The sequence below is a fragment of the Saccharothrix sp. genome (genome assembly GCF_031180885.1).
In the GTDB taxonomy this organism is placed as follows: domain Bacteria; phylum Actinomycetota; class Actinomycetes; order Mycobacteriales; family Pseudonocardiaceae; genus Actinosynnema.
This window is the reverse complement of record NZ_JAPSLK010000001.1, coordinates 684,876-706,687: the sequence shown is the minus strand read 5'-3', so window position 1 is coordinate 706,687 and position 21,812 is coordinate 684,876. Positions and strand designations below refer to the sequence as shown.

Annotated in this window: 22 protein-coding genes; 10 read left to right on the top strand and 12 right to left on the bottom strand. The window is 71.2% G+C overall.

Annotated elements, in window-relative coordinates; translation table 11 throughout:
- Positions 1 to 832 precede the first annotated feature (832 nt).
- On the bottom strand, positions 833 to 1,198 hold the full coding sequence (locus RIN75_RS03525) for a PASTA domain-containing protein (RefSeq protein ID WP_309110263.1): 366 nt from the start codon (positions 1,196 to 1,198) through the stop codon (positions 833 to 835).
- Positions 1,199 to 1,483: 285 nt separating this feature from the next.
- On the opposite strand from RIN75_RS03525, the gene RIN75_RS03520 reads away from it, so the two are divergent.
- Genes RIN75_RS03520 through RIN75_RS03510 form a run of 3 tightly spaced genes read left to right on the top strand, consistent with a single transcriptional unit; the run spans position 1,484 to position 4,333 of the window.
- On the top strand, positions 1,484 to 1,777 hold the full coding sequence (locus RIN75_RS03520) for a hypothetical protein (protein WP_309110262.1): 294 nt from the start codon (positions 1,484 to 1,486) through the stop codon (positions 1,775 to 1,777).
- A complete protein-coding gene (locus tag RIN75_RS03515) occupies positions 1,728 to 2,525 on the top strand; it encodes a methyltransferase domain-containing protein (protein ID WP_309110261.1) in 798 nt (265 codons plus the stop codon). Before RIN75_RS03520 ends, RIN75_RS03515 begins: the two co-directional genes overlap by 50 nt.
- On the top strand, positions 2,522 to 4,333 hold the full coding sequence (locus RIN75_RS03510) for a prolyl oligopeptidase family serine peptidase (RefSeq protein WP_309110260.1): 1,812 nt from the start codon (positions 2,522 to 2,524) through the stop codon (positions 4,331 to 4,333). Before RIN75_RS03515 ends, RIN75_RS03510 begins: the two co-directional genes overlap by 4 nt.
- A 268-nt stretch (positions 4,334 to 4,601) precedes the next feature.
- Here the strand turns inward: RIN75_RS03510 and RIN75_RS03505 are convergent, their stop codons facing one another.
- From RIN75_RS03505 to RIN75_RS03495, 3 genes are all read right to left on the bottom strand, one after another.
- Entirely contained in the window at positions 4,602 to 5,078 is a 477-nt protein-coding gene (locus RIN75_RS03505) for a DNA starvation/stationary phase protection protein (RefSeq protein ID WP_309110259.1), read from the bottom strand.
- Between the two features lie 11 nt (positions 5,079 to 5,089).
- The gene (locus RIN75_RS03500) at positions 5,090 to 5,512 is read right to left on the bottom strand and encodes an organic hydroperoxide resistance protein (RefSeq protein WP_309110258.1); all 423 of its coding nucleotides are present in this window, start codon (positions 5,510 to 5,512) and stop codon (positions 5,090 to 5,092) included.
- Positions 5,513 to 5,640: 128 nt separating this feature from the next.
- A complete protein-coding gene (locus tag RIN75_RS03495; protein ID WP_309110257.1) occupies positions 5,641 to 6,201 on the bottom strand; it encodes an NAD(P)H-dependent oxidoreductase in 561 nt (186 codons plus the stop codon).
- 79 nt (positions 6,202 to 6,280) lie between these two features.
- Between RIN75_RS03495 and RIN75_RS03490 the strand changes: the two genes are divergently transcribed.
- Positions 6,281 to 7,348 (top strand): alpha/beta hydrolase, encoded by a 1,068-nt coding sequence (locus RIN75_RS03490; RefSeq protein ID WP_309110256.1) that lies wholly within the window; start codon positions 6,281 to 6,283, stop codon positions 7,346 to 7,348.
- 669 nt (positions 7,349 to 8,017) lie between these two features.
- Positions 8,018 to 9,184, top strand: coding sequence for an MFS transporter (locus RIN75_RS03485; protein WP_309110255.1), 1,167 nt, complete (start codon positions 8,018 to 8,020; stop codon positions 9,182 to 9,184).
- Here RIN75_RS03485 and RIN75_RS03480 read toward each other — a convergent pair.
- Genes RIN75_RS03480 through RIN75_RS03470 form a run of 3 tightly spaced genes read right to left on the bottom strand, consistent with a single transcriptional unit; the run spans position 9,167 to position 12,928 of the window.
- The gene (locus tag RIN75_RS03480; protein WP_309110254.1) at positions 9,167 to 10,594 is read right to left on the bottom strand and encodes a gluconokinase; all 1,428 of its coding nucleotides are present in this window, start codon (positions 10,592 to 10,594) and stop codon (positions 9,167 to 9,169) included. The genes RIN75_RS03485 and RIN75_RS03480 overlap by 18 nt on opposite strands.
- 10 nt (positions 10,595 to 10,604) lie before the next feature.
- Positions 10,605 to 11,666, bottom strand: coding sequence for an aspartate-semialdehyde dehydrogenase (locus tag RIN75_RS03475; RefSeq protein ID WP_309110253.1), 1,062 nt, complete (start codon positions 11,664 to 11,666; stop codon positions 10,605 to 10,607).
- On the bottom strand, positions 11,663 to 12,928 hold the full coding sequence (locus RIN75_RS03470; RefSeq protein WP_121223638.1) for an aspartate kinase: 1,266 nt from the start codon (positions 12,926 to 12,928) through the stop codon (positions 11,663 to 11,665). Before RIN75_RS03470 ends, RIN75_RS03475 begins: the two co-directional genes overlap by 4 nt.
- A gap of 143 nt (positions 12,929 to 13,071) precedes the next feature.
- On the opposite strand from RIN75_RS03470, the gene RIN75_RS03465 reads away from it, so the two are divergent.
- On the top strand, positions 13,072 to 14,271 hold the full coding sequence (locus RIN75_RS03465; RefSeq protein WP_309110252.1) for a hypothetical protein: 1,200 nt from the start codon (positions 13,072 to 13,074) through the stop codon (positions 14,269 to 14,271).
- A complete protein-coding gene (locus RIN75_RS03460; protein ID WP_309110251.1) occupies positions 14,271 to 14,867 on the top strand; it encodes a nitroreductase family protein in 597 nt (198 codons plus the stop codon). Before RIN75_RS03465 ends, RIN75_RS03460 begins: the two co-directional genes overlap by 1 nt.
- Here RIN75_RS03460 and RIN75_RS03455 read toward each other — a convergent pair.
- Together RIN75_RS03455 and RIN75_RS03450 are read right to left on the bottom strand one after the other, a co-directional pair.
- Positions 14,832 to 15,146, bottom strand: coding sequence for a hypothetical protein (locus RIN75_RS03455; RefSeq protein ID WP_309110250.1), 315 nt, complete (start codon positions 15,144 to 15,146; stop codon positions 14,832 to 14,834). The two genes, RIN75_RS03460 and RIN75_RS03455, sit on opposite strands and share 36 nt — an antisense overlap.
- A gap of 140 nt (positions 15,147 to 15,286) precedes the next feature.
- Positions 15,287 to 15,586 (bottom strand): hypothetical protein, encoded by a 300-nt coding sequence (locus RIN75_RS03450; protein WP_309110249.1) that lies wholly within the window; start codon positions 15,584 to 15,586, stop codon positions 15,287 to 15,289.
- 270 nt (positions 15,587 to 15,856) lie between these two features.
- Between RIN75_RS03450 and leuA the strand changes: the two genes are divergently transcribed.
- Positions 15,857 to 17,650 carry a 2-isopropylmalate synthase gene (leuA, locus tag RIN75_RS03445; protein ID WP_309110248.1) on the top strand — a complete coding sequence of 598 codons (1,794 nt, stop codon included), beginning with the start codon at positions 15,857 to 15,859 and terminating at the stop codon, positions 17,648 to 17,650.
- A gap of 97 nt (positions 17,651 to 17,747) precedes the next feature.
- Entirely contained in the window at positions 17,748 to 18,302 is a 555-nt protein-coding gene (locus RIN75_RS03440) for a DedA family protein (protein ID WP_309110247.1), read from the top strand.
- Here the strand turns inward: RIN75_RS03440 and RIN75_RS03435 are convergent, their stop codons facing one another.
- Positions 18,303 to 18,899 (bottom strand): TetR/AcrR family transcriptional regulator, encoded by a 597-nt coding sequence (locus RIN75_RS03435; RefSeq protein ID WP_309110246.1) that lies wholly within the window; start codon positions 18,897 to 18,899, stop codon positions 18,303 to 18,305.
- Between the two features lie 80 nt (positions 18,900 to 18,979).
- Between RIN75_RS03435 and RIN75_RS03430 the strand changes: the two genes are divergently transcribed.
- Positions 18,980 to 19,585, top strand: coding sequence for a TIGR03086 family metal-binding protein (locus RIN75_RS03430; RefSeq protein ID WP_309110245.1), 606 nt, complete (start codon positions 18,980 to 18,982; stop codon positions 19,583 to 19,585).
- Positions 19,586 to 19,673: 88 nt separating this feature from the next.
- On the opposite strand, the gene RIN75_RS03425 is transcribed toward RIN75_RS03430, so the two are convergent.
- Both RIN75_RS03425 and RIN75_RS03420 read right to left on the bottom strand, forming a co-directional pair.
- Positions 19,674 to 20,816 carry an oligopeptide/dipeptide ABC transporter ATP-binding protein gene (locus RIN75_RS03425; RefSeq protein WP_309110244.1) on the bottom strand — a complete coding sequence of 381 codons (1,143 nt, stop codon included), beginning with the start codon at positions 20,814 to 20,816 and terminating at the stop codon, positions 19,674 to 19,676.
- Positions 20,813 to 21,811 (bottom strand): ABC transporter ATP-binding protein, encoded by a 999-nt coding sequence (locus RIN75_RS03420; protein WP_309110243.1) that lies wholly within the window; start codon positions 21,809 to 21,811, stop codon positions 20,813 to 20,815. The genes RIN75_RS03425 and RIN75_RS03420 overlap by 4 nt, the downstream gene beginning before the upstream one ends.
- Position 21,812: the final 1 nt, after the last annotated feature.

Genomic DNA, 21,812 nt, shown 5'->3' with positions numbered 1-21,812 from the left:
CGGGGGTCAGGAACTACGGTGAGCATGGGCGTGCCTTCCCGACCGACGCGCCAACGTCGGCCTGTTTGAGACCTCTACTCGATCACCGGGAAGGTGCGGCCCCTCACCGGCCGATCCACAGGTCTCAGCCATTGCTCAGCGACGCCAGCCGCTCATCCGATCCGGTGAGGGTTCGACAATCACGGCAGCAGCGGCCGGTTTAGAGGCATGGCACGCATAACACGCCGGTCTGGGCGAAGGGCACACAGAACCCGGCCGCCCTACCACCCTGGCCCTCCGGCTTCCGCGTGGTTGCGCGGTCGCCTGGTGCGACGTGAGGTCCTACTACCCCCGCGCGCTAGTGGGCAGTTCGTGGGCCGGCGCGGGTCTAGCTGTTGCGGGTCATGACGTTGGTGACGGCCGGTAGGGCCTGAGAGGGTGGACACGCTGGTCGAGTGAGGCGCGCTCTACGGTCAGGCCTCGCCTGCCCCCTGTGCAGCCAGCACGGACGTGGAGTCCATGCGGCAGAAGGGCTGTGGTTGGCAGTTCAGAGCCCTGTCAAGCGCCTGAACCCGACCGGCTGGAGTGACTACATGGGGCGCTCGGGCGCTCCACGGCTTAAGCGCACGTCAACTCGGGGGTCAGCGTAGTGACCAACTGTGTGACAACGACCCCGTTCGTAGGCATACGCGCCCGGACGTCAACGGACCTGACACGGTGGTTGAGCTGCGCGAACGAGTAGGTCACCGGAGTTGGACCTTTGCTTAGGGACGAAGAGGTCGCAGGTTCAAATCCTGTCACCCCGACCAGCCGAAGGGGCTGTCCGAGATCATCGGGCAGCCCCTTCGCCGTTTCACTCGCCGATCTTCTTGGCCGACAGCAGGATCTCCGTGGTGCAGTCGACGACCCGGCCGGCGGGGACGCTCTGGGCCGTGGTCGTCCAGTTGCGGTCGACGACCAGTGCGCGGCCCTGGCCGGTGGCGTCCTCCTCGCGCAGGCGGTAGAGGCCGGCGGCCTGCATGGTGTCCTGGGCGGTTTGGTGGACCATGCCGACGACGTCGGGGACGGTGCACGTCTTCGCGGTGGGTGGCGGCTCGATGGTGGTGGCAGCGGCGGACGGTGAGGGCGCCTCGGTCGGGCGGATAGCGGTGGTGGGCGGTGAGCACGCGGTCAGGGCGATCAAGGCCAGTGCGGCCGCGGCCGAGCGGCTGAGGGTCATCGGGCGGCGGGCCCCTTCGGTCGGGTCTTGTTCCCGTGTCGGCACGCTCTGTGATCGCGTTACGCCGCCGAGTGCCCGGCGTGGCAGAGCCACACGATGTAGTGAATCTTCAGCTCAGTAGCGGAACTCTGACGTACTGTAGTTATACAGCCGAGGGGCGGTCACGTTCTGTTAAGCCATATGAGTGAAGGTTGACGGTTCAACTCACGGACGGTAACGGGCGTGGAGATCGACGCGAAATGTCGGACAACGCGTCGGCCCGGACGCTTCCCGCGAGGAGTCACCATGAGCACCGTCTCCGCGACGAAACCGACCTCCACCGCCCGGGTGCGCTTCATCGCCTGGAGCCTGGTCTGCCTCGGCGCGGCCGGGTTCGTGACGGTGCTGGTGAACCCCGTGGTCGGCCTGGTCGTCGGCCTCGCGGTCGCCGTGGTCGGGCTGGCCGTGAGCGCACTCACCCGCGCGTCCCGCACCTTCGACCGCATCCTCGACGAGGAACTGGACTCAAGACCCGGGCACGATCGGGAGCATGGAAGAGCAGGCGATCCGGGCCGAGGTCCGGCGGCGGACCTACGGTGAGAAAGACCTCGCCGCCCTGCACGTCTTCGCGGGCGGGTTCATCAACTTCGGGTACTGGCGGGACATCCCGCTCGACGGCGAGCTGACCGTCGACCAGCGCATCGCCGCCCAGCAGGCCCTCTACGACACGGTTCTGGACACCCTCCACGTCACCGCGGACGACCGGGTCCTGGAGGTCGGGTGTGGGCAAGGGGTCGGCGCGCGGAAGGTCGTGGGGCGTGGGCCGCGAGTGGTGTGCGGGGTCGACCTCGTCCCAGAGCAGGTTGAACGGGCCCGGCGGAACACGCCTGACGTGGAGTTCCGGGTCGGCGCGGCGGACGACCTGCCGTTCGGCGACGACACCTTCGAGCGCGTCCTGTCCGTGGAGGCGGCGCAGCACTTCGAGGACCTGGCCGGGTTCGCACGGGAGTGCGCGCGGGTGCTCGTGCCCGGCGGCCGGCTCGCGGTGACGACGTTCTTCGCCGCGCACGGCGCCGGACCGGAGCTGAGCGACCTGCTGGACTCGTTCGCGCGCGGCCTGGACCTGCCCCACACCGTCGAGGGCTTCCTGGACGACCTGCGCGCGGCCGGGTTCACCGAGGTGCGGGCCGAGAGCATCGGCGCGCACGTGTGGGCGGGCCTGGACCGGTGGCTCGCGCAGGGACCCCACCGCGACCACTGGGACCGCGGCTGGCTGCCCGCCGCCGAACGCGGTCTCGTGGACTACCACCTGGTCACCGCGCGGCAGCCGGCAGGATCGGAGGGGTGACGACGCACCCGACCGCCGAAGTCCCCGAGCCGCTGTTCGACGACCCCGAGGCCGAAGCCCGCTGGCGGGACCGCTTCACCGCGCCCCGGGTGAGCCTGCCCGGCTGGGCGGACGACGCGCCGGACCGCAGCCTCTACCTGTCGAACTCCAGCGGCGTCTGGGAGATCTACGCGTGGGACCGCGGCGCGGACACCCACCGCAAGGTCACCGACCGCCCGAACGGCACGTCCCACGCGGCGCTGAGCCCGGACGGCGAGACGATCTGGTGGTTCAACGACACCGACGGCGACGAGTTCGGCGTCTGGGTGCGCGAGCCGTTCAAGCCCGGCGGCGAGGTCGAAACCGCCGTCGAGGGCGTGCCCGCCGCGTACCCGGCGGGGTTGGAGATCGGTCACGAGGTGGTCGTCGTCGGCACGTCCACCGACGACGGGACGGCGGTGTACGTGTCCCGGTCGGGTGGTCCGGCGGCGGTGATCTACGCCCACGAGAACGACGGCGGCGTGGCCGCGCTGTCCAAGGACGAGACGCTCATCGCCCTCGCCCACTCCGAGCACGGCGACAACCGGCACACCGCGCTGCGCGTGGTCACCCCGGACGGCACGCCGGTGGCCGAGAAGTGGGACGGCCCGGGCAAGGGCCTCGACGCCATCGCGTTCAGCCCGGTCCGCGGCGACAACCGCCTCCTGGTCCTGCACGAGCGCCGCGGCCGCGAGGAACTGCTGATCTGGGACGTGGCGGCGGACACCGAGACCGAGATCTCGATCGACCTGCCCGGCGAGATCAGCGCGGACTGGTACGAGGACGCGTCGGCGTTGCTGGTCGTCCACACGTTCCAGGCGCGCAACACCTTGCACCGCTACGACTTGACCACCGGCACACTGTCCGCTTTGGACACTCCACACGGGACGGTCGGCTCGGCGAACGTCCGCCCCGACGGTGCCGTCGAATACTCCTGGTCCTCCGCCGCCCAGCCCGGCGTGGTCCGGGTCCTGGACGTGGACGGCGACGAACGCGTGCTGCTGTCGCCGCCGGGCCACAAGGCTCCGCCGTCGGTCGAGCTGGAGGACGTCTTCGTCGGCGACGTGCACGCCCTGGTCGCCCGACCGCAGAACGCCGGGAACGGTCCGCTGCCGACCGTGTTCAGCCTCCACGGCGGTCCGCACGCGGCCGACGAAGATCGCTTCTCGGCGTACCGCGCGGTCTGGCTGGACGCCGGTTTCGCGGTCGTGCACGTCAACTACCGGGGTTCGACGGGCTACGGCTCGAAGTGGCGCGACGCCATCGAGGGCCGGCCGGGCCTGACCGAGCTGGAGGACGTGGCGGCCGTGCACCAGTGGGCCGTGTCCTCCGGCTTCGCCGACCCGGCGAAGTGCGTGGTCAACGGCGCGTCGTGGGGCGGCTACCTGACCCTGCTCGCCCTGGGCACCCAGCCCGACCTGTGGGCGGCGGGCATCGCCGGCGTCCCGGTCGCGGACTACCTGGCCGCGTACGAGGACGAGATGGAGCCCCTGCGGGCCTTCGACCGGGCGCTGTTCGGCGGTTCACCCGAAGAGGTGCCCGACCGTTACCGGGAGTGCTCGCCGCTGACGTACGTGGACGCGGTGCGCGCGCCGGTCCTGGTGCTGGCCGGCGAGAACGACCCGCGCTGCCCGATCCGGCAGATCGACAACTACCTGGACCGGCTGGCGGAGCGGGGCGCGACGTACGAGGTGTACCGGTACGACGCCGGCCACGGCTCGCTGGTGGTCGCCGAGACGATCCGGCAGACCGCGGCCGAGGTCGCCTTCGCCCGGCGAACCGTGCTCTGACCGACGTGTAACGGCGGCCCCATCTCCCGCGGGACGGCGGCCTCCGGGCTCCGGTTCCGCGGGACGGCGGCCCGCTGGTTCCGCGGGACCGGCGGCCCTCATCTCCTGCGGGATGGCGGCCTCCGGCCCTCAATCTCCCGCAGAGACGGCGGCCTCGGCCCCGTTTCCATTGTCCCACCGGGGTACGACAGTTCGAGGCGGGCGAGGAAACAGGAACGCCCCGCCGGGCGCCGGGTAGGCGTCCCGCGGGGCGTGTTCCGGGGGTCGGTCAGGCCTGTTGGGCCTGCCACATCCAGTGCGCCTGCTCGAGGTTCTTGGTGATCTCGATCAGCAGGTCCTGCGTGACCAGGTCGGACTTGTCCGTCTCGTCGATGCGCGCCCGCAGCCGCTCGATGAGCTTGGCGAGCGCACTCACGACCGCCGCGACGACCTCGTCCTCCTTGAGCCAGTTGTCCGGGAACTCCGGCACACCCGACGCGGCGGCCACGGTCTTGGCCTTGCCGTTGGGCGAGACGCCCAGCGCGGCGGCCCGTTCGGCGACCTCGTCGGTGTAGGTGCGGGCCGTGGTCACCAGCTCGTCGAGCTGGAGGTGCACGCTGCGGAAGTTCTTGCCGACCACGTTCCAGTGCGCCTGCTTGGCGACCAGGGACAGGTCGATCAAGTCCACCAGGGTCGCCTGGAGCACCGCGCCGACGGACTTCTTGTCCGCCTCGGGCAGCGGGCTGGTGATCGGGGACTTGCTCATGGACGCCTCCTTCAGACGGTGGCGGTGAGCGCCACCTCGATGTTGCCGCGCGTGGCGTTGGAGTACGGGCACACCTGGTGCGCCTTGGCGACCAGGTCGTCGGCGACGTCCTGCGGCACGCCCGGGATGTGCGTGTGCAGGTCGACGGCCAGCTGGTAGCCGCCGTTGCCGTTCGGCCCGAGGTTCACCTTCGCGGTCACGGTGGTCTTGCCCAGGGCGACCTTGCCGTGCCGGGCGACCAGCTTCAGCGCGCTGTGGAAGCACGCCGCGTAGCCGGCCGCGAACAGCTGCTCCGGGTTGGTCTTGTCGCCGCCGGGACCGCCCAGCTCCTTCGGGGTGGCCAACTGCTCGTCGATCACACCGTCCGAGGACCGGACCTCGCCGTTGCGGCCGTCGCCCGCGGCCGTCGCTTCCGCCGTGTAGAGCACCTGCATGGTGAACGCTCTCCTTCGAGCTGGTGGTCGGAGCTTCCGATCACTCCCAACACCCGGCCGAAGCCGAACCACACCCGGCGGTGTGGCAGCTCACGCCCCTCGCAGAGGTACCCGTCCAGTAGAGCCGCTTAACGGGTCTGTGACGCGGCGAACTCCGCCACCTGTCGCCCGATCGTGCGCAAAGTGTCCGCGACCGTGGTGTCCGAGCAGCCGCCTTCGAGGTCGAAGTCGACCTGGCGGGAGTTGATCGCGGCACCGAGCGGTGTGGGCCAGCCGCGCAGGGCGTGCACGATGGAGCGCAACGCGGTCAGCGTGGTCACGGCCGCCTGCCAGCCGTGCGCGGCGGCGACGCAGCCGACGGCGCGACCGTGCAGGTAGGGGCGTTCGTCCGCGCGGAGGTCTTCGATGTAGTCGAGGGCGTTCTTGACCAGGCCGGACACCGTGCCGTGGTAGCCGGGCGAGACCAGCACCACGCCGTCGGCGACGCGCAGCGCGTCGATCAGGCGGCGGGCGTTCTCGGGGCGTTCGGGGACGGCCGGGTCGTAGAACGGCAGGACGAGGTCCGGGCCGGACACCTCGATGATCTTGGCGCCCGCGTCCGCCGCCGCACCGAGGACGATGCGCATCGCGCGCTCGGACTGCGAGTTCGGGCGGAGCGACCCGCCGATGCCCACCACCGTGACCGTCATGGTGCCCGATCCTGCCACCTCGACCTATCTGGAGGTCCAATCCTGGCTTCGGGACCTACCCGCTAGTAACGTGCGTCTCATGTCGAAGCTCGCCGAGTCGGTTCCCCCCGGCGTCGTCGCCGGCGTCCTGCGGTTCGCGTTCGGCCTGCCCCGGCCGTTGCGCAACCTCATCATCGGTCGCCCGATCGTGCTGGACGGCCAGCGCCTGCACCCCGAGGCCCAGCTGATCCTGCGGTTGCAGCAGTTGTCCGGCGAGGAGTGGACGACCACCACCCCGGCCGCCAACCGCAGCGCCCTGACCAGGAGCAACGCCCTGGTCAGCGGCCCGGTCGTGGAGGGCGTGACGGTCCGGGCGGTCCACATGGACGGCGTCCCGGGCCGCTTCTACACCCCGCACGGCCTGGCCGAGGGCTCGCCGCTGCTGGTCTTCTACCACGGCGGCGGGTGGGTCAGCGGCGACCTGGACAGCCACGACAACCTGTGCCGGTTCCTGGCCGTGGAGGCCGGGGTGCGGGTGCTGTCGGCGGACTACCGGCTGGCGCCCGAACACCCGTTCCCGGCGGCGGCGGACGACGCGCAGACCGCGTTCGAGTGGGCGGTGGCGAACGCTTCGGAGTTGAAGGTCGACCCGGCGCGGATCGCCCTGGGCGGGGACAGCGCCGGCGGCAACCTGGCAGCGGTGACCGCGCTGCACGCACGGGTGGCCCGGCCGGTGTTCCTGCTGCTGTTCTACCCGGCGGTGGACGCGACGGTGCGGCGGCGGTCCCGCGAGCTGTTCGGCCACGGGTTCTTCCTGACCGACGAGAAGATGGACTGGTTCCTCGACCACTACGCCCCGTCCCGCGACTCCCACGCCGACCCGCGCCTGTCGGTGCTGCTGGCGGAGGACCTGAGCGGGCTGCCGCCGACCTACCTGGCGACGGCGGGCTTCGACCCGTTGCGGGACGAGGGCGAGGCTTTTGCGGAGAAGTTGGCGGCCCAGGGTGTGCCGGTGGTGCTGCGGCGGCACGAGGGGCTGTTCCACGGGTTCGCGAACATCCTGGGGGTGGGTGGCGTGTTCCGGGAGGCGGTGGCCGAGGCCGTGGGCGCGCTGCGCACGGGGCTGGCGCTGGCGAACGCCCGGCAGGACGTGCCCGAGACGGCTTGATGAGCGAGGTGCCTGGGACGGCTTGAGGGCGTCGGAGCGGCGGCCTGATGAGCTTCGGGGCGCGCTGAGCAGCCCCCGACGCGCTGAGCAGCCCCCGATCTCCATTCTTCCAGAGACCACCGACAATCCGGTTTGAGCGCCCCTGGGGTCAATTCTCCCAGGGAGCACCGACAATCCGGTTCCAGCGCCCCCGGGGGCTCATTCTCCCACCGGGCACCGACAGCGGGCCGCCCTCGATCCCGTGAGGGCGGCCCGTTGCGTCAGTTGTCCTGCGGTGAACCCTGGCTGCCGGAGCCGCCGCCCACGCCGGCTTCGGCGCCGCCGGTACCGGCCTCAGCGCCGCCTGTCCCGACGCCCGCCTCCGCACCGCCGGCGGGACAAGAACGCGTCCAGGATCGCGGCCGTGCGCGAACCCGGGCCGGGTCCGGGCACGGCTGGGCGACGCGCCTGCCGTGGTCCGCCTGCCCGAAGCCGGCGAGCCCCGCTGGGTCCGCGCGTCGGGCCGCCCGGTCGCGGCGCGCCGGGACGACGAGGCGCCCGAGTCGCGCGCGACCTGGCTGGTGGACTCGTTCGAGATCGTCGCGCCCCGCTACCCCTGGAAGCAGGAGAAGCGCACGCCCCGGGGTCGGTCGACAAAAGCCTTTGCCCGTCCGGGTGAAGATGGACCGTGTGAACCTCGCCCCCTACCTGGCCGTCCTGCGCACGCCCCGGGTCCCGTCCTCGCTGGTCCTGATGCTGCTCGCGCGCATACCGGCCACCGCGGCGGGCATGACGATCACCATGCACGTCCTGCTCGGCCTGGAGCGCGGGTACGGCGCGGCGGGTCTGGTCGGGGCCATGTCGACCATCGGGATCGCGGTCGGGTCGCCGCTGATGGGTCGGCTCACCGACCGCCGGGGCCTGCGCGCGATGCTGGCGTTGTCGCTGGTCACCGAGGGTGTGTTCTGGTTCGTGGCACCCGCGCTGCCGTTCGAGGCACTGCTGGTGACGTGCTTCCTGGCGGGTCTGAGCACCATCCCGGTGATGTCGCTGGGCCGGCAGGTGGTGACCGCGCTGGTCGACCGGTCCGGTCGGCGCACCGCGTTGGCGCTGGACTCGATGGCCGTCGAGGTGGCGTTCATGGCCGGGCCGGCGCTGGGCGTGTTCCTCACCACGCACTGGAGCAGCCGGGTCGCCATGTGGACGATCGGCGCGCTGATGGTCCTGTTCGGTCTGGTCCTGTACGCGGTGAACCCGCCGGTGAGCAGCGAGAAGGGCGAACGGGTGCCCCGGCGCGAGTGGCTGACCCGGCCGTTGGTCGGCGTGCTGATCAGCGCGGGCGGGGCGACGTTCGCGCTGTCCGGGGTCGAGGTGGCGGTCGTGGCGGCCATGCGCGACCTCGGCCTGACCGCGTGGACCGGTGCGGTGATCGTCGTGATGTGCGTCGCGTCGCTGGCGGGCGGGTTCGTCTACGGGGCACTGGACCGGGTGCCGCCCGTGTGGGTCCTGATGGGGCTCATGGGGCTGCTGGCCGTCCCGATCGGGTTGGTCACGGGGTCCGCCTGGGTGCTCGCCCTGGCGCTCGTGCCGACGAACTTCCTGTGCGCGCCGACGATCGCGGGGACCGGGGACGCGATCGCCGAACTCGCGCCGGGCAACGCGCGCGGTGAGGCGCTGGGGTTGCAGGGATCGGCGTTCACGCTGGGCGCGGCGCTGGGCGCGCCGTTGACCGGGTTCGTGATCGACCACTCCGCGCCGGGCTGGGGCTTCGCGGTGGCGGGCCTGGGCGCGGTCGGGATCGCTGCGGCGTCACTGGCGCTGACCCGGACCCGGACCCGGTCAGCGCAGCTCGTGTAGCGCGCGGTAGAGCTTGGCGACCAACGGGCGGGTTCGGGCGTAGTGCTCGATGAGGTCCAGGCCGACGGCGATCCGCTTCGTCGGCCGGATCAGCCGAGCGGCCTCGGTCAGGTCGGGCAGGTCGCCGAGCGCGTGCCACGCGAGCAGGGCCGCGCCGACGCCTGAGCCCTCGCTGTCCTCCGCCACCTCCAGCGGCAGGCCGAGGGTCCCGGCCAGGACGGTCGCCCACAGGTCGCTGCGGAACGCCCCGCCCGTCGCCCGGATCGCGTCCACCTCCGCCACCGAGCGCACCGCGTCCAGCACCAGCGCGAGCTGCTGCGCCACGCCCTCGACCAGCGCGCGGGTGATCTCCGCCCGGCCGTGCTCCCGCCGCACGCCGATCAGCGCGGAGGACGCGTCCGGGTCCCACCACGGGGCGCGTTCGCCGAGCAGGTAGGGCAGGGCCGTGATGCCGGACGCGCCGGGCGGCACGCTCGCGGCCTCGTCCAGCAGGGTCGTCAGGTCGGCCCCGAAGGTGTCCGACGCCCACCGCGCCACCACACCGCCGTTGCTGACCGCGCCACCCAGCACCCACAGCCCGCCGCCGACGGCGTAGCAGAACACCCGCCCGTCCTCGTCCACCGCGGGCCGGTCCCGGACCACCCGCAACGCGCCACTGGTCCCCAACGACACCGCCGCCACACCCGGCACGACCGCGCCGACCCCGAGGTTCGCCATGGGGCCGTCACCACCGCCCAGGACGACGGGGGTGCCGAGCGGGATGCCGGGGACGTCGAAGGTCAGCGGCAGGGTGTCGGTGGGGGCGCGCAGGTCGGGCAGTTCGTTGGCGGTCACGCCGGCGAAGGCCAGTGCGTCGGAGTGCCAGGTCGAAGTGGCCAGGTCCAGCAGGCCGGTGGCTGAGGCAGAGGAGTGCTCAGTCGCCAGGACGCCGGTGAGCCGGTGGGTCACGTAATCCTTGAGCCCGCACCACTTGGCCGCCGTGACGCCGCGCCCGGCGAACCAGGCGAGCTTCACCAACGGCGACATCGTGTGGATGGGCGTCCCGGTGGCGCGGTGCAGGCCGATACCCAGCGGCGTGCCGCGCAACCGGCCCACCTCGGCGACCGCGCGGTTGTCCGCCCAGCTCAGGGACGGCGTGCTCGGCTTGAGGTCGGGATCCAGCCCCAGCAACGTGTGCATCGCGCCCGTCAACGACAGGGCGCGGACGGTGTGCCCGGCGGACGCGACCTCCCGCAACGCGCGGACGGCCGCGTCCCACACCTCTTCCGGGTCGTGCGTGGCCTCGCCGAAGGGCGTGGTGCGCATCGGGTAGCCGTGCTCCGCCGATGCCACCACGCCCGCGTTCCGGTCGACCGCGATCACCTTGGTCGCGGTCGTTCCCAGGTCGATCGCGAGCACCACGTCCGCCATGACGGCGAACCTACAGGCGGTCGGCCAGTTCCTCGGCGATCTCGTAGGTGTTGAGCGCGGCACCCTTGCGGAGGTTGTCACCGCACACGAAGAAGTCCAGCGTGTTCGGGAAGTCCAGCGCCTGGCGCACCCGGCCCACGTACGTGGGGTCCTCGCCCACCACGTCCGCCGGCGTCGGGAACCTCTTCGCCGTCGGGTCGTCCACGAGCACGATCGACGGCTGCGCCTCGAAGATCTTGTGCGCCTGCTCGACCGTCACCTCGCGGGCGAAGGTCGCGTGGACGGCCAGCGAGTGCGTGGTGACCACGGGGACGCGCACGCAGGTCGCCGACACCTTCAGGTCCGGGATGCCGAGGATCTTGCGGGACTCGTTGCGGACCTTCAGCTCCTCGCTGGTCCAGCCCTCGTCCTTCAGCGACCCGGCCCACGGCACCACGTTCAGCGCCAGCGGCGCCGGGAACGGGGAGTCGGAGACCGGCAGGCCGGCCGCCTCCAGCGCCTCGCGCACGTCGCCCGCGCGGACGCCGACCTCCTTGCCCGCCAACGCTTCCAGCTCGCCGTACAGGCGGTCGATCGCCGCCTGGCCGCCGCCCGAAGCCGCCTGGTAGGACGCCACGACCAGCTCACGCAGCCCGAATTCCCGGTGCAGCGCACCAAGCGCGGCCATCATGGACAGGGTCGTGCAGTTCGGGTTCGCGATGATCCCCTTGGGGCGCTCGGAGATCTTGTCCGCGTTGACCTCCGGCACCACCAGCGGCACCTCGGGGTCCATGCGGAACGCGCCCGAGTTGTCCACCGCCACCGCGCCGCGCGCCGCCGCGATCGGGGCCCACTCCGCGGACACCTCGTCCGGCACGTCGAACATCGCGATGTCGACGCCGTCGAACGCCTCCGGCGACAGCGCGACGACGGTCAGCTCCTCGCCGCGCACGGTGATCTTCTTGCCCGCCGAGCGCGGGGACGCGATCAGCCGGATCTCGCCCCACGGCACGGACGGCCGGCCGTTGATGATGTCGATCATGACGGTGCCCACGGCACCCGTGGCCCCCACGAGGGCAAGAACAGGGCTCATCGTCCACTCCCGGCGTACACCACGGCCTCTTCGTCCCCACCCAGCTCGAACGCGTCGTGCAGCGCACGGACCGCGTCGTCCAGCTGGGTGTCCCGGCAGATCACGGAGATGCGGATCTCCGAAGTGGAGATGATCTCGATGTTCACCCCCGCCGAGGCGAGCGCCTCGCAGAACGTCGCCGTCACACCGGGGTGCGAGCGCATCCCCGCGCCGATCAGCGACACCTTGCCCACGTGGTCGTCGTAGAGGACCTGCTCGAAGCCGATCTCCTCGCGCGCCTTGTTCAACGCCGCCACGGCGCGCGGGCCGTCGTCCTTGGACAGCGTGAAGGTCACGTCGGTGCGGCCGGACACGGCCTGGGACACGTTCTGCACGACCATGTCGATGTCGAGTTCCGCCTCGGCCACGACGCGGAAGATGCGGGCCGCGACGCCGGGGTGGTCCGGCACCGCGGTCACGGTGACCTTGGCCTCCGACCGGTCGTGCGCGACGCCGGTGATCATCGCCTGTTCCACGGGAAGGTCCTCCACTGACCCGGACACGATGGTCCCGGGCTTGTTGCTGAACGAAGATCGGACGTGCACCGGGACGCCGTAGCGGCGGGCGTACTCGACGCAGCGGAGCATGAGCACCTTGGCCCCGCACGCCGCCATCTCGAGCATCTCCTCGTAGGTGATGGTCTCCAGCCGCTTGGCGTTCGGCACGATGCGCGGGTCGGCGGTGAACACGCCGTCCACGTCGGTGTAGATCTCGCAGACGTCGGCCTTCAACGCCGCCGCCAGGGCCACCGCGGTGGTGTCGGTGCCGCCGCGGCCCAGCGTGGTGATCTCCTTGCTGTCCTGGCTCACGCCCTGGAAGCCCGCGACGATCGCGATGGCGCCCTCGGACAGCGCGTCCTGGATGCGGCTGGGCGTCACGTCGATGATGCGCGCCTTGCCGTGCACGGAGGTGGTGATCACGCCGGCCTGCGAGCCGGTGTAGGAGCGGGCCTGGGCGCCCAGCGAGTGGATCGCCATCGCCAGCAGCGACATGGAGATGCGCTCACCGGAGGTCAGCAGCATGTCCATCTCGCGGGCGGGCGGCACCGGGGACACCTGGCGCGCGAGGTCGAGCAGCTCGTCGGTCGTGTCACCCATGGCGGAGACGGCGACGACGACGTCGTTGCCCGCCTTCCGGGTCGCGACGATGCGCTCGGCCACCCGTTTGATCCGCTCGGCGCTCTCGACCGAGGAACCGCCGTACTTCTGGACGACGAGCGCCACTGATCCTTCTCCCTCCGAGCCGACAAACGCCGAGGGAGTTCCACGCAGCCGGTTACGCGGGCGTGAAACCCCAGCTTGCAGGCAGACTACCTGGCCCAAGGAGTGGACAGCGGGCACCGTGACGGGCACTACCCTCTCCTGCTGTGTCGACCCTGGAGGCGGTTCGCGTGGAGCCCGAGGACGCGCCGAGCGCGCGCGACCGGCTGGCGCGCGCGGCCAGACACCGGGTCACCCTGGCGCTCGCCCCGGCCGTGGCGTACCTGGTGGTCCGGGAGTTCGGGCTGCTCGTGCTCGCGCTGATGGCGGACCGGTGGAACAAGGACGTCACGCGCGCGCTCACGTCGTGGGACGGGCAGTGGTTCCTGGGCATCGCCGAGGGCGGGTACGGCAGCGTGCCGCCGTTCCTGGTGGACGCGTTCGGGCGGCGCAACCCGGAGACGCCGCTGGCGTTCTTCCCCGGCTACCCGGCGCTGGTGCGGTGGGTGGACGGGCTGCCGGGGGTCGAACCAGTCGGTGCGGCGTTCGCGGTGAGCCTGGTCAGCGGGGTGTTCTGCGCGTACGGGTTGCAGCGGCTGGGGTCGCGGGTGTTCGGCGGGTCCTACCGCGCGGGCCTGGTGCTGGTGGTGCTGTTCGCGGCCTCGCCGATGGCGATCGTGCTGTCGATGACGTACTCCGAGGCGACCTTCTGCGCGTTGGCCGCGTGGTCGCTGGTGGGTGTGGTCGAACGGCGGTGGGTGCCGGCCGGGCTGTGCTGCGCGTGCGCCGGGCTGGTGCGGCCGACGGCGGCGGCGTTGATCCTGGCGGTGTGCCTGGCGGCTTTCGTCGCGATCGTGCAGCGGCAGGACTCGTGGCGGCCGTGGGTGGGCGGTCTGATCGCCCCGCTCGGGCTGCTCGGGTACCTGGGGTACGTGGCGGTGCGCACCGGCCAGTGGGACGGGTGGTTCGCCGTGCAGCAGCGCGGGTGGGACTCCCGGTTCGACGGCGGGGCGGCCACGTTGAAGTTCGCCCTGCTCATCCTGGGTGAACCGCGGTCGGTGCTGGAGCTGGCGACGGTGTGGTTCCTGGTCGTGGCGATCGCCCTGGTGGGCTTGAGCATCCGGCGCGGGCTGGAGTGGCCGCTGGTGGTGTACGGGGCGGGCGTGCTGGCCATGGACCTGGGGTCGAACGGCCTGATGAACTCCAAGGCCAGGCTGCTGCTGCCCGCGTTCACGCTGCTCGTGCCGGTGGCGCTGGCGATGGCGCGGCGGCGGACGTCCACGGTGGTGGCGGTGCTGGTGGGGGTGGCGGTGTTCAGCGCCTGGTTCGGCGCCTACGCCATCACGGCTTGGCAGTATGCGATCTGATGGAACTCAACCCGATCATCGCCAAGCGCTGGAGCCCCCGCGCGTTCGACCCTGCGGCTGTGCTGACCCCATCCGACCTGCGGCCGTTGCTGGAGGCCGCCCGGTGGGCGCCTTCGCACGGCAACACCCAGCCGGCGCGGTTCATCGTCGGGTTCCGGGCCGACTCGGGGTTCCAGCGCATCTTCAACGCGTTGCGGCCGGGCAACCAGGTGTGGGCGGGCCGGGCTTCGGTGCTGATGGTGGCTTGCCGGGTCACTGGGGATGATCGCGGACCGTTGCCGAACACCGAGTACGGCGTGGGCTTGGCGGTGGCGAACCTCAGCTTGCAGGCGGTGGAGAACGGCCTGGTCACGCACCAGATGGGCGGGTTCTCGAAGGACGCCGTGCGGGAGGCGTTCGGGCTGCCGGAGGACGTGGTCCCGGTGGTCGTGGTGGCCGTCGGGGTGCTCGGCGACGACTCGGATCTGCCGGAGGACCTGCGGGCGCGGGAACACCGGGTCCGGAAGCGCAAGCCGCTCACGGAGACGGTGTTCACCGGCGAGTGGGGCTCGCCGCTGTACTCAGCCGAGTCGGCGGACGAGCTTCACGACCAGTGACCGGACGATCAACCAGAACACGGCCGCGATGCCGTAGTTGATCAACACGCGGAGTTTCGGGTCCTCGGGCGTGAACAGGTCGCGGAAGCCGAGGGCAAGACGGTCTGCCCAGCTCGCGACCGTTGTGGTGATCGAGTTGGCCGGGTTGGCCCCACCCACGGTCAGCAGGACGTGAGCGACCAGGACGACCGCGATGAGCAGCCCTGCCCAGCCGACGACCCCCGCCACGACCGACACGATCCGCGTCCGCACATCCGACGACGCCGTGTGTTCAGCCATGACGGGAGTCTGACACGACCGTGTTGAATTGCGCCGCCTCCGGTGTCGCGGGTGAGGCCGCGTCGGCTTGTCGGGCCGCGTTTCCCACCGATCGGAAAAGCTGATCGGCGGGAAAGGCGACCCGACAAGCCGACGCGGCCTCACCGCGCTACGACACGGGCCAGGATGCCGGTCACCACCAGCCAGAACACCGCCGCGAGACCGTAGTTCACGATGACGTCCAGGTTGGGGTTGCCGAGCTGGAACAGCCCTGGGAAGAACAGCGCCAGCGGCTCGGCGAGCTGCTGGATGAAGCGGAAGAACGCGTTGGCCTGGTTCGCCCCGAAGAGGATCATCAGGATGTAGAGGACCTCGATGAGAGCGAACACAGCGCCCACGCCGCTGATCACTCGGGCAGCGGTGTAGCTGCCGCTGCGCGTTGAGGTTCGCCATCTGGACATGCCGTTCAGGTACCTCACACCATCGGGTGATAAACACCCGCTAACCGGGACCACCTCCTCGGACGCGTCCACGCCTGCGGACCGCCCCGCCCGTCCATATTCTGGACGCTCGGTTCCAGGTCTCGGCGGAATGTGGTTAACCTGTCCGACGTGGCACGTGCCCTCCTGCTTCGCCGCCGTGACGGGGTCTGATCTGACCGGCCCCCCGTCGCGGGATCGAGCGTTGCCGCCGGTCGTCCTCCCGAACGGCCAGCAGGAGCTGTCAGCACCATGACCACGTCACCCGACGCGTACACGTCCGGCACCAGCCGCATCCGCACCCCGGCCCGGCCCGCCCCCGCCGACCAGCCCGCCTGGAACCCGCAGCGCGGCACGTCGATGCCGGTGCACCGCTACCGACCGTTCCACGAGCAGGTCGAGACGGTGGACGTACCCGACCGCACGTGGCCGACCAAGCGCATCGAGAAGGCCCCGCTGTGGTGCGCGGTCGACCTGCGCGACGGCAACCAGGCACTGATCGACCCCATGTCCCCCGCCCGCAAGCGCAAGATGTTCGACCTGCTGGTGCGGATGGGTTTCAAGGAGATCGAGGTCGGCTTCCCGGCCGCCTCGCAGACCGACTTCGACTTCGTCCGCGAGATCATCGAGGACGGCGCGATCCCGCCGGACGTCACCATCCAGGTGCTGACCCAGTGCCGGCCCGAGCTGATCGAGCGCACCTTCGAGTCGCTGCGCGGCGCGCACAAGGCGATCGTCCACTTCTACAACTCCACGTCGATCCTCCAGCGGCGCGTGGTGTTCAAGTCCGACCGCGAGGGCATCAAGAAGATCGCCACCGACGCGGCGGCGTTCGCGCTGGAGGAGGCGAAGAAGTACCCGGAGACGGACTTCCGCTACGAGTACTCCCCCGAGTCCTACACCGGCACCGAGCTGTCCTACGCGCTGGAGGTCTGCGACGCGGTCTCCGCGATCATCCAGCCCACGCCCGACAAGCCGCTGATCGTCAACCTGCCCGCGACCGTCGAGATGGCCACGCCCAACGTGTACGCCGACTCGATCGAGTGGATGTCGCGCAACCTGGCCCGCCGCGACTCGATCATCCTGTCGCTGCACCCGCACAACGACCGGGGCACCGGCGTGGCCGCCGCCGAACTGGGCTACCTGGCGGGCGCGGACCGCATCGAGGGCTGCCTGTTCGGCAACGGCGAGCGCACGGGCAACGTGTGCCTGGTGACGCTGGGCATGAACATGTTCAGCCAGGGCGTGGACCCGCAGCTGGACTTCTCCGACATCGACGAGATCCGCCGCACGGTCGAGTACTGCAACCAGCTGCCCGTGCCCGAGCGCCACCCGTACGGCGGCGACCTGGTGTTCACCGCGTTCTCCGGCTCGCACCAGGACGCCATCAAGAAGGGCTTCGAGGCGCTGGAGGACGCGGCCAAGGCGGCCGGCGAGCACGTGGACGAGTTCCCGTGGGAGGTCCCGTACCTGCCGATCGACCCGAAGGACGTGGGCCGCAACTACGAGGCGGTCATCCGGGTCAACTCGCAGTCCGGCAAGGGCGGCGTGGCCTACCTGATGAAGACCGAGCACCACCTGGACCTGCCGCGGCGGTTGCAGGTGGAGTTCTCCCGGGTCATCCAGGAGGTCACCGACACGCAGGGTGGCGAGATCTCGCCCAAGGACATGTGGGACGCGTTCTCCGAGGAGTACCTGGACCCGACCGCGCCGCTGCGGCTGTTGCGGCAGAAGGTGTCCGGCGACGGCAGCGGCCACGAGACGATCAAGGCCGTGGTCGTGGTCGACGGCGAGACGCAGGAGATCACGGGGTCCGGCAACGGCCCGATCGCCGCGTTCGTCGACGCGCTGGCCTCGGTCGGGTACGACGTGCGGGTGCTGGACTACTCCGAGCACGCCATGTCCGCCGGTGACGACGCCCGGGCGGCGGCGTACCTGGAGTGCGCGGTGGGCGACCGGGTCCTGTGGGGCGTGGGCATCGACTCGTCCACGGTCGCGGCCTCGCTGCGCGCCGTCGTCTCCGCCCTGAACCGCGCCCACCGCTGAGCCCCGTTGACGAGCGTTGTTCCGGGGGTCGCCTGAGCCTTTGCTGAAGGTCGGGCGACCCTCGGAGTCAACCCGGTCCGGCTAGCGTTCTCCGATCATGACCGCCCTCGTGGTGCTGTTCGTGGTCGCCGCCGTGCCGTTGGCGCCGACCGAGGCCGTGCTCATCGGTTGTGCCGTGCTGGCCGCGTCCGGTGAGCTGCCGTTGACCGGGGTGATCGCGGTGGCGGCGCTGGGGTGCTTCGTCGCCGACCTGGTCAACTACTCGCTCGGCCGCAGCGCCGGGATGCGCGCGCTGCGCCGGTTCAGCCGGCGGCCGGGGCCGCGGGCGGTGGTGGAGTGGACGGCGGCGCGACTGGCTTCGCGGGGTGAGCCGATCCTGGTGGCGGTGCGGTGGGTGCCCGGAGGTGGGCTGGTCGGGGCGTTGCTGGCGGGGTCGTTGCGGTGGCCCAGCAGGCGGTTCGCGCCGGTCGCGCTGGCGGGGGCGACGCTGTGGAGCGGGTACACGGCGTTGATCGGGTACTTCGGCGGCCAGGTGATCGACGACCCGCTGCTCGCGATCGCCCTGTCGTGGGGCACGGCGGTGCTGATCAGCATCCCGGTGGGCATGGCCGTGAAGTCCGCCCAACGCCGGGTGGTCGACGCGGCCGCCTGATCAGGCTTGAACCGCGCGGTCGAGGGTGGAGCGGACGGCGGTTCGGGCTCGGGTGTAGGCGGTTGGGTCGTCGTGCAGGACGGATTGGGCGTTGGCCATCTCCAGGAACGCGATCAGTTCGAACGCCAACTGGTCCGCGTCCACCGCCAAGTCCGGCACGCCCTCGATCGTCTCGCGCACCAGCGTGTTCCAACCGCGCCCGTACTCGGCGACCGCATCGCGCACCCGGCCGTGCCGCGCGTCGAACTCGGCCTGCACCGCGTAGAAGAAGCACCCGCCGGGGAACGTCCGACGCTCCGAGTAGCTCAGCCACCCCTCCAGCAGCAGCTCCAACCGCGCCCGGCCCGGCGGCACGTCCAGAGCCGGGGTCACGACCTCGTCCACGAAGATCTTCGCCGCCGCCCGCACGGTGGCCAGTTGCAGTTCCTCCTTGGACCCGAAGTGGGCGAACACGCCGCTCTTGCTGACCTCCAACTCGGTCGCCAGCCGCCCGATCGACAGACCCTCCAGACCCTCCACCGACGCGATCTCCGCGGCCCGCCGCAGGATCTGCCGGCGGGTCTGCTCGCCCCGCTCCAAACGCCCGTCGACCTTCACGCCGACCACGCTAGCCGTCCTTGACGTCACACCCCAAACTAACTGTACGATCGTTCGTACAAATTCCCGGAGGGGGACGCATGGACCTGCTCGACCTCGACCGCACCGCTCTCGACCTCAACGTCACGCTCTACCGCAAGCTCGAACCGCACCACTTCGACCTGCCCACGCCGTGCGCCGGCTGGACCGTCCGCGACCTGCTGCAACACCAGGTCGACAGCACCCTCAAGTTCGACGCCGCCGCGCGGGAGACCGACACAGCACCCCAGGCGAGCGACGACCTGCTGGCGGCCTACGCGGCCGCCGCCGACCGGGTCACCGAGGCGTTCCGCACCGACGGCTTCCTCGACCGGCCCAGCGTGTTCCCCGGTTACGGCCCCCAGCCGGGCCGCGGCCTGGTGGCCGGGCACTTCGTGGACAACCTGGTCCACGCCTGGGACCTGGCGAAGGCGGTCGGGTTCGACTCGACGTTGGACGACGAGATGGCGCTCGCCGCCTTCAAGATGGCCAGCCGCTACCCGTCGACCCCGGACGTCCGGGGGCCGGGCGCGGCTTTCGGGCTCCCGGTCGACGTGCCGGCAGAAGCACCGCTGACCGACCGGCTCGTCGGGCTCTTGGGCCGCGAGCCGAACTGGCGGGCCGTGTTGAATGGCGCGACTCCGTCGCGCGGCTCGGCCGCCCTGTAGGTCGGCTCGTCGCGCCGCGTTTCCCGCTGATCGGAAAGCGTGATCGGCGGGAAAGGCGACGCGACAAGCCGACGGCGGCCTAGCGGTGCTACGGGTTGAGCACCTCGGTCACCGAGGACGGCCCGATCAGCGGCACGTCGGGCGAGATGCCGCCCTCCTCCACCAGCACGGTCTCCACCTCGTGCGGCCGGATGCGGCCGGCCTGGATGTCCTCCGCCCAGTGGCACGCCACCTTGTGCCCCGGCCGCACCTCGCGCAGCGCGGGCCGGTCGGTGGCGCACTTCGTCTCCTGCTTCCACGGGCACCGGGTGTGGAACCGGCAGCCGTTCGGCGGGTTCGCCGGCGACGGCAGGTCACCGGTGAGCAGGATCCGCTCGCGCCGGTCCTCGACCTCCGGGTCGGGCACCGGGATCGCCGACAGCAGGGCCTTGGTGTACGGGTGCAGCGGCTCGGCGTAGAGGTCGTCCGAGGACGCCTCCTCCACGATCCCGCCCAGGTACATCACACCCACCCGGTCGGAGATGTGCCGCACCACGGCCAGGTCGTGCGCGATGACCAGGTAGGTCAGGCCGAACTGCTCCTGCAGCTCCTCCAGCAGGTTCACCACCTGCGCCTGCACCGACACGTCCAGCGCGGACACCGGCTCGTCGGCGATGATCAGGTCGGGCTCCACCGCCAGCGCGCGGGCGATGCCGATGCGCTGCCGCTGGCCGCCGGAGAACTCGTGCGGGTACTTCCGCAGCGAGGTCGACGGCAGGCCCACCGCCGAGAGCAGTTCGCGCAAGCGCTTGCCGGTGGCCTCCCGACCCTTGTCCAGGCCGTGCGCCCGCAGGCCCTCGACCAGGATCGACTCCACCGACTGCCGCGGGTCCAGCGACGACATCGGGTCCTGGAAGACCATCTGGATCCGCCGCCGCATCCTGCGCAGCGACTCGCCCTTCAGCTCCACCAGGTCCGTGCCGTCGAACACGACCTTGCCGCCGGTGGGCTCCACCAGCCGCAGCATCCCCCGCCCGAGCGTGGACTTGCCGCAGCCGGACTCGCCGACCAGGCCGTAGGTCTCGCCGCGCCGGATCTCCATGTCCACGCCGTCGACGGCGAAGACGTGGCCGACCGTGCGGTCCACGATCAGGCCGCGCTTGATCGGGAAGTGGACCTTGAGGTCCTGCACCGAGACCAGCGACCCGCCCACGGGCGCGTCGGCGGCCGCGGGCTCGACTGCGGCGGTCATGCGGGCACCTCCTGTGCGGCGGGCGTTCCCGGCAGCACCGGGTTGTGGCAGCGCAGCGACCGCCGGTCCTCGTCCTCCAGCGCGGGCGTGACCTGGCGGCACACGTCCAGCGCGTTCGGGCAGCGCGGTGCGAAGGCGCAGGCGCTGTCCCACGGGATGTTGTCCGCGACCGAGCCCTTGATCGGCACCAGCTTCTCGCCGCGCGCCGCGTCCAGGCGCGGGATGGAGGCCAGCAGGCCGTGCGTGTACGGGTGGCGCGGTTCTGCGAAAAGCTGGTGCCGCTCCGCCCGTTCCACGACGCGGCCGCCGTAGAGGACGTTCACCTCGTCGCACAGCCCGGCCACGACGCCCAGGTCGTGCGTGATCATGATCAGCGCGGTCCCGGTGTCCTGCACGAGTTCCTTGAGCAGGGCCAGGATCTGCGCCTGGATGGTCACGTCGAGCGCGGTGGTCGGCTCGTCGGCGATGAGCAGCCGCGGCCGGCACGCCAGCGCGATCGCGATCAGCGCGCGCTGCCGCATCCCGCCGGAGAGCTGGTGCGGGTACTCCGAGAGCCGCCGGGTCGGGTCGGGGATGCCGACCTTGTCCAGCAGCTCCGCCGCCTCGACCATCGCCTTCTTGCGCGGCATGTCGCGGTGCCGCTCCAGCACCTCGGTGACCTGGAGGCCGATCGGGATGACCGGGTTCAGCGACGACAGCGGGTCCTGGAACACCATGCCCAGGTCCCGGCCGCGCCGGTCCCGCATCTCCCGGTTGGACAGGGTCAGCAGGTCCGTGCCCTCGAACTTCACCGACCCGGTCACCTTGTTGCCGCGCGCGGGCAGCAGGCCCATGATCGCCAGCGAGGTCACCGACTTGCCGCAGCCGGACTCGCCGACCAGGCCGACGGTCTGCCCGGGGTTCACGTCGAAGGAGACGCCGTCCACGGCGCTGAACGGTTCGGTGCCCCGGCGCTGGAACACCACGCGCAGGTCACGCACTTCGAGCAAGGCCACC

Coding starts and splice junctions, on each gene's coding strand:
- RIN75_RS03480 (WP_309110254.1), bottom strand. CDS start 10,594: ATGGCGGACGTGGTGCTCGCGATCGACCTGGGAACGACCGCGACCAAG.
- RIN75_RS03525 (WP_309110263.1), bottom strand. CDS start 1,198: ATGACCCTCAGCCGCTCGGCCGCGGCCGCACTGGCCTTGATCGCCCTG.
- RIN75_RS03425 (WP_309110244.1), bottom strand. CDS start 20,816: ATGACCGCCGCAGTCGAGCCCGCGGCCGCCGACGCGCCCGTGGGCGGG.
- RIN75_RS03430 (WP_309110245.1), top strand. CDS start 18,980: ATGGACCTGCTCGACCTCGACCGCACCGCTCTCGACCTCAACGTCACG.
- RIN75_RS03460 (WP_309110251.1), top strand. CDS start 14,271: ATGGAACTCAACCCGATCATCGCCAAGCGCTGGAGCCCCCGCGCGTTC.
- RIN75_RS03520 (WP_309110262.1), top strand. CDS start 1,484: ATGAGCACCGTCTCCGCGACGAAACCGACCTCCACCGCCCGGGTGCGC.
- RIN75_RS03440 (WP_309110247.1), top strand. CDS start 17,748: ATGACCGCCCTCGTGGTGCTGTTCGTGGTCGCCGCCGTGCCGTTGGCG.
- RIN75_RS03515 (WP_309110261.1), top strand. CDS start 1,728: ATGGAAGAGCAGGCGATCCGGGCCGAGGTCCGGCGGCGGACCTACGGT.
- leuA (WP_309110248.1), top strand. CDS start 15,857: ATGACCACGTCACCCGACGCGTACACGTCCGGCACCAGCCGCATCCGC.
- RIN75_RS03490 (WP_309110256.1), top strand. CDS start 6,281: ATGTCGAAGCTCGCCGAGTCGGTTCCCCCCGGCGTCGTCGCCGGCGTC.
- RIN75_RS03500 (WP_309110258.1), bottom strand. CDS start 5,512: ATGCAGGTGCTCTACACGGCGGAAGCGACGGCCGCGGGCGACGGCCGC.
- RIN75_RS03450 (WP_309110249.1), bottom strand. CDS start 15,586: ATGTCCAGATGGCGAACCTCAACGCGCAGCGGCAGCTACACCGCTGCC.
- RIN75_RS03495 (WP_309110257.1), bottom strand. CDS start 6,201: ATGACGGTCACGGTGGTGGGCATCGGCGGGTCGCTCCGCCCGAACTCG.
- RIN75_RS03505 (WP_309110259.1), bottom strand. CDS start 5,078: ATGAGCAAGTCCCCGATCACCAGCCCGCTGCCCGAGGCGGACAAGAAG.
- RIN75_RS03475 (WP_309110253.1), bottom strand. CDS start 11,666: ATGAGCCCTGTTCTTGCCCTCGTGGGGGCCACGGGTGCCGTGGGCACC.
- RIN75_RS03455 (WP_309110250.1), bottom strand. CDS start 15,146: ATGGCTGAACACACGGCGTCGTCGGATGTGCGGACGCGGATCGTGTCG.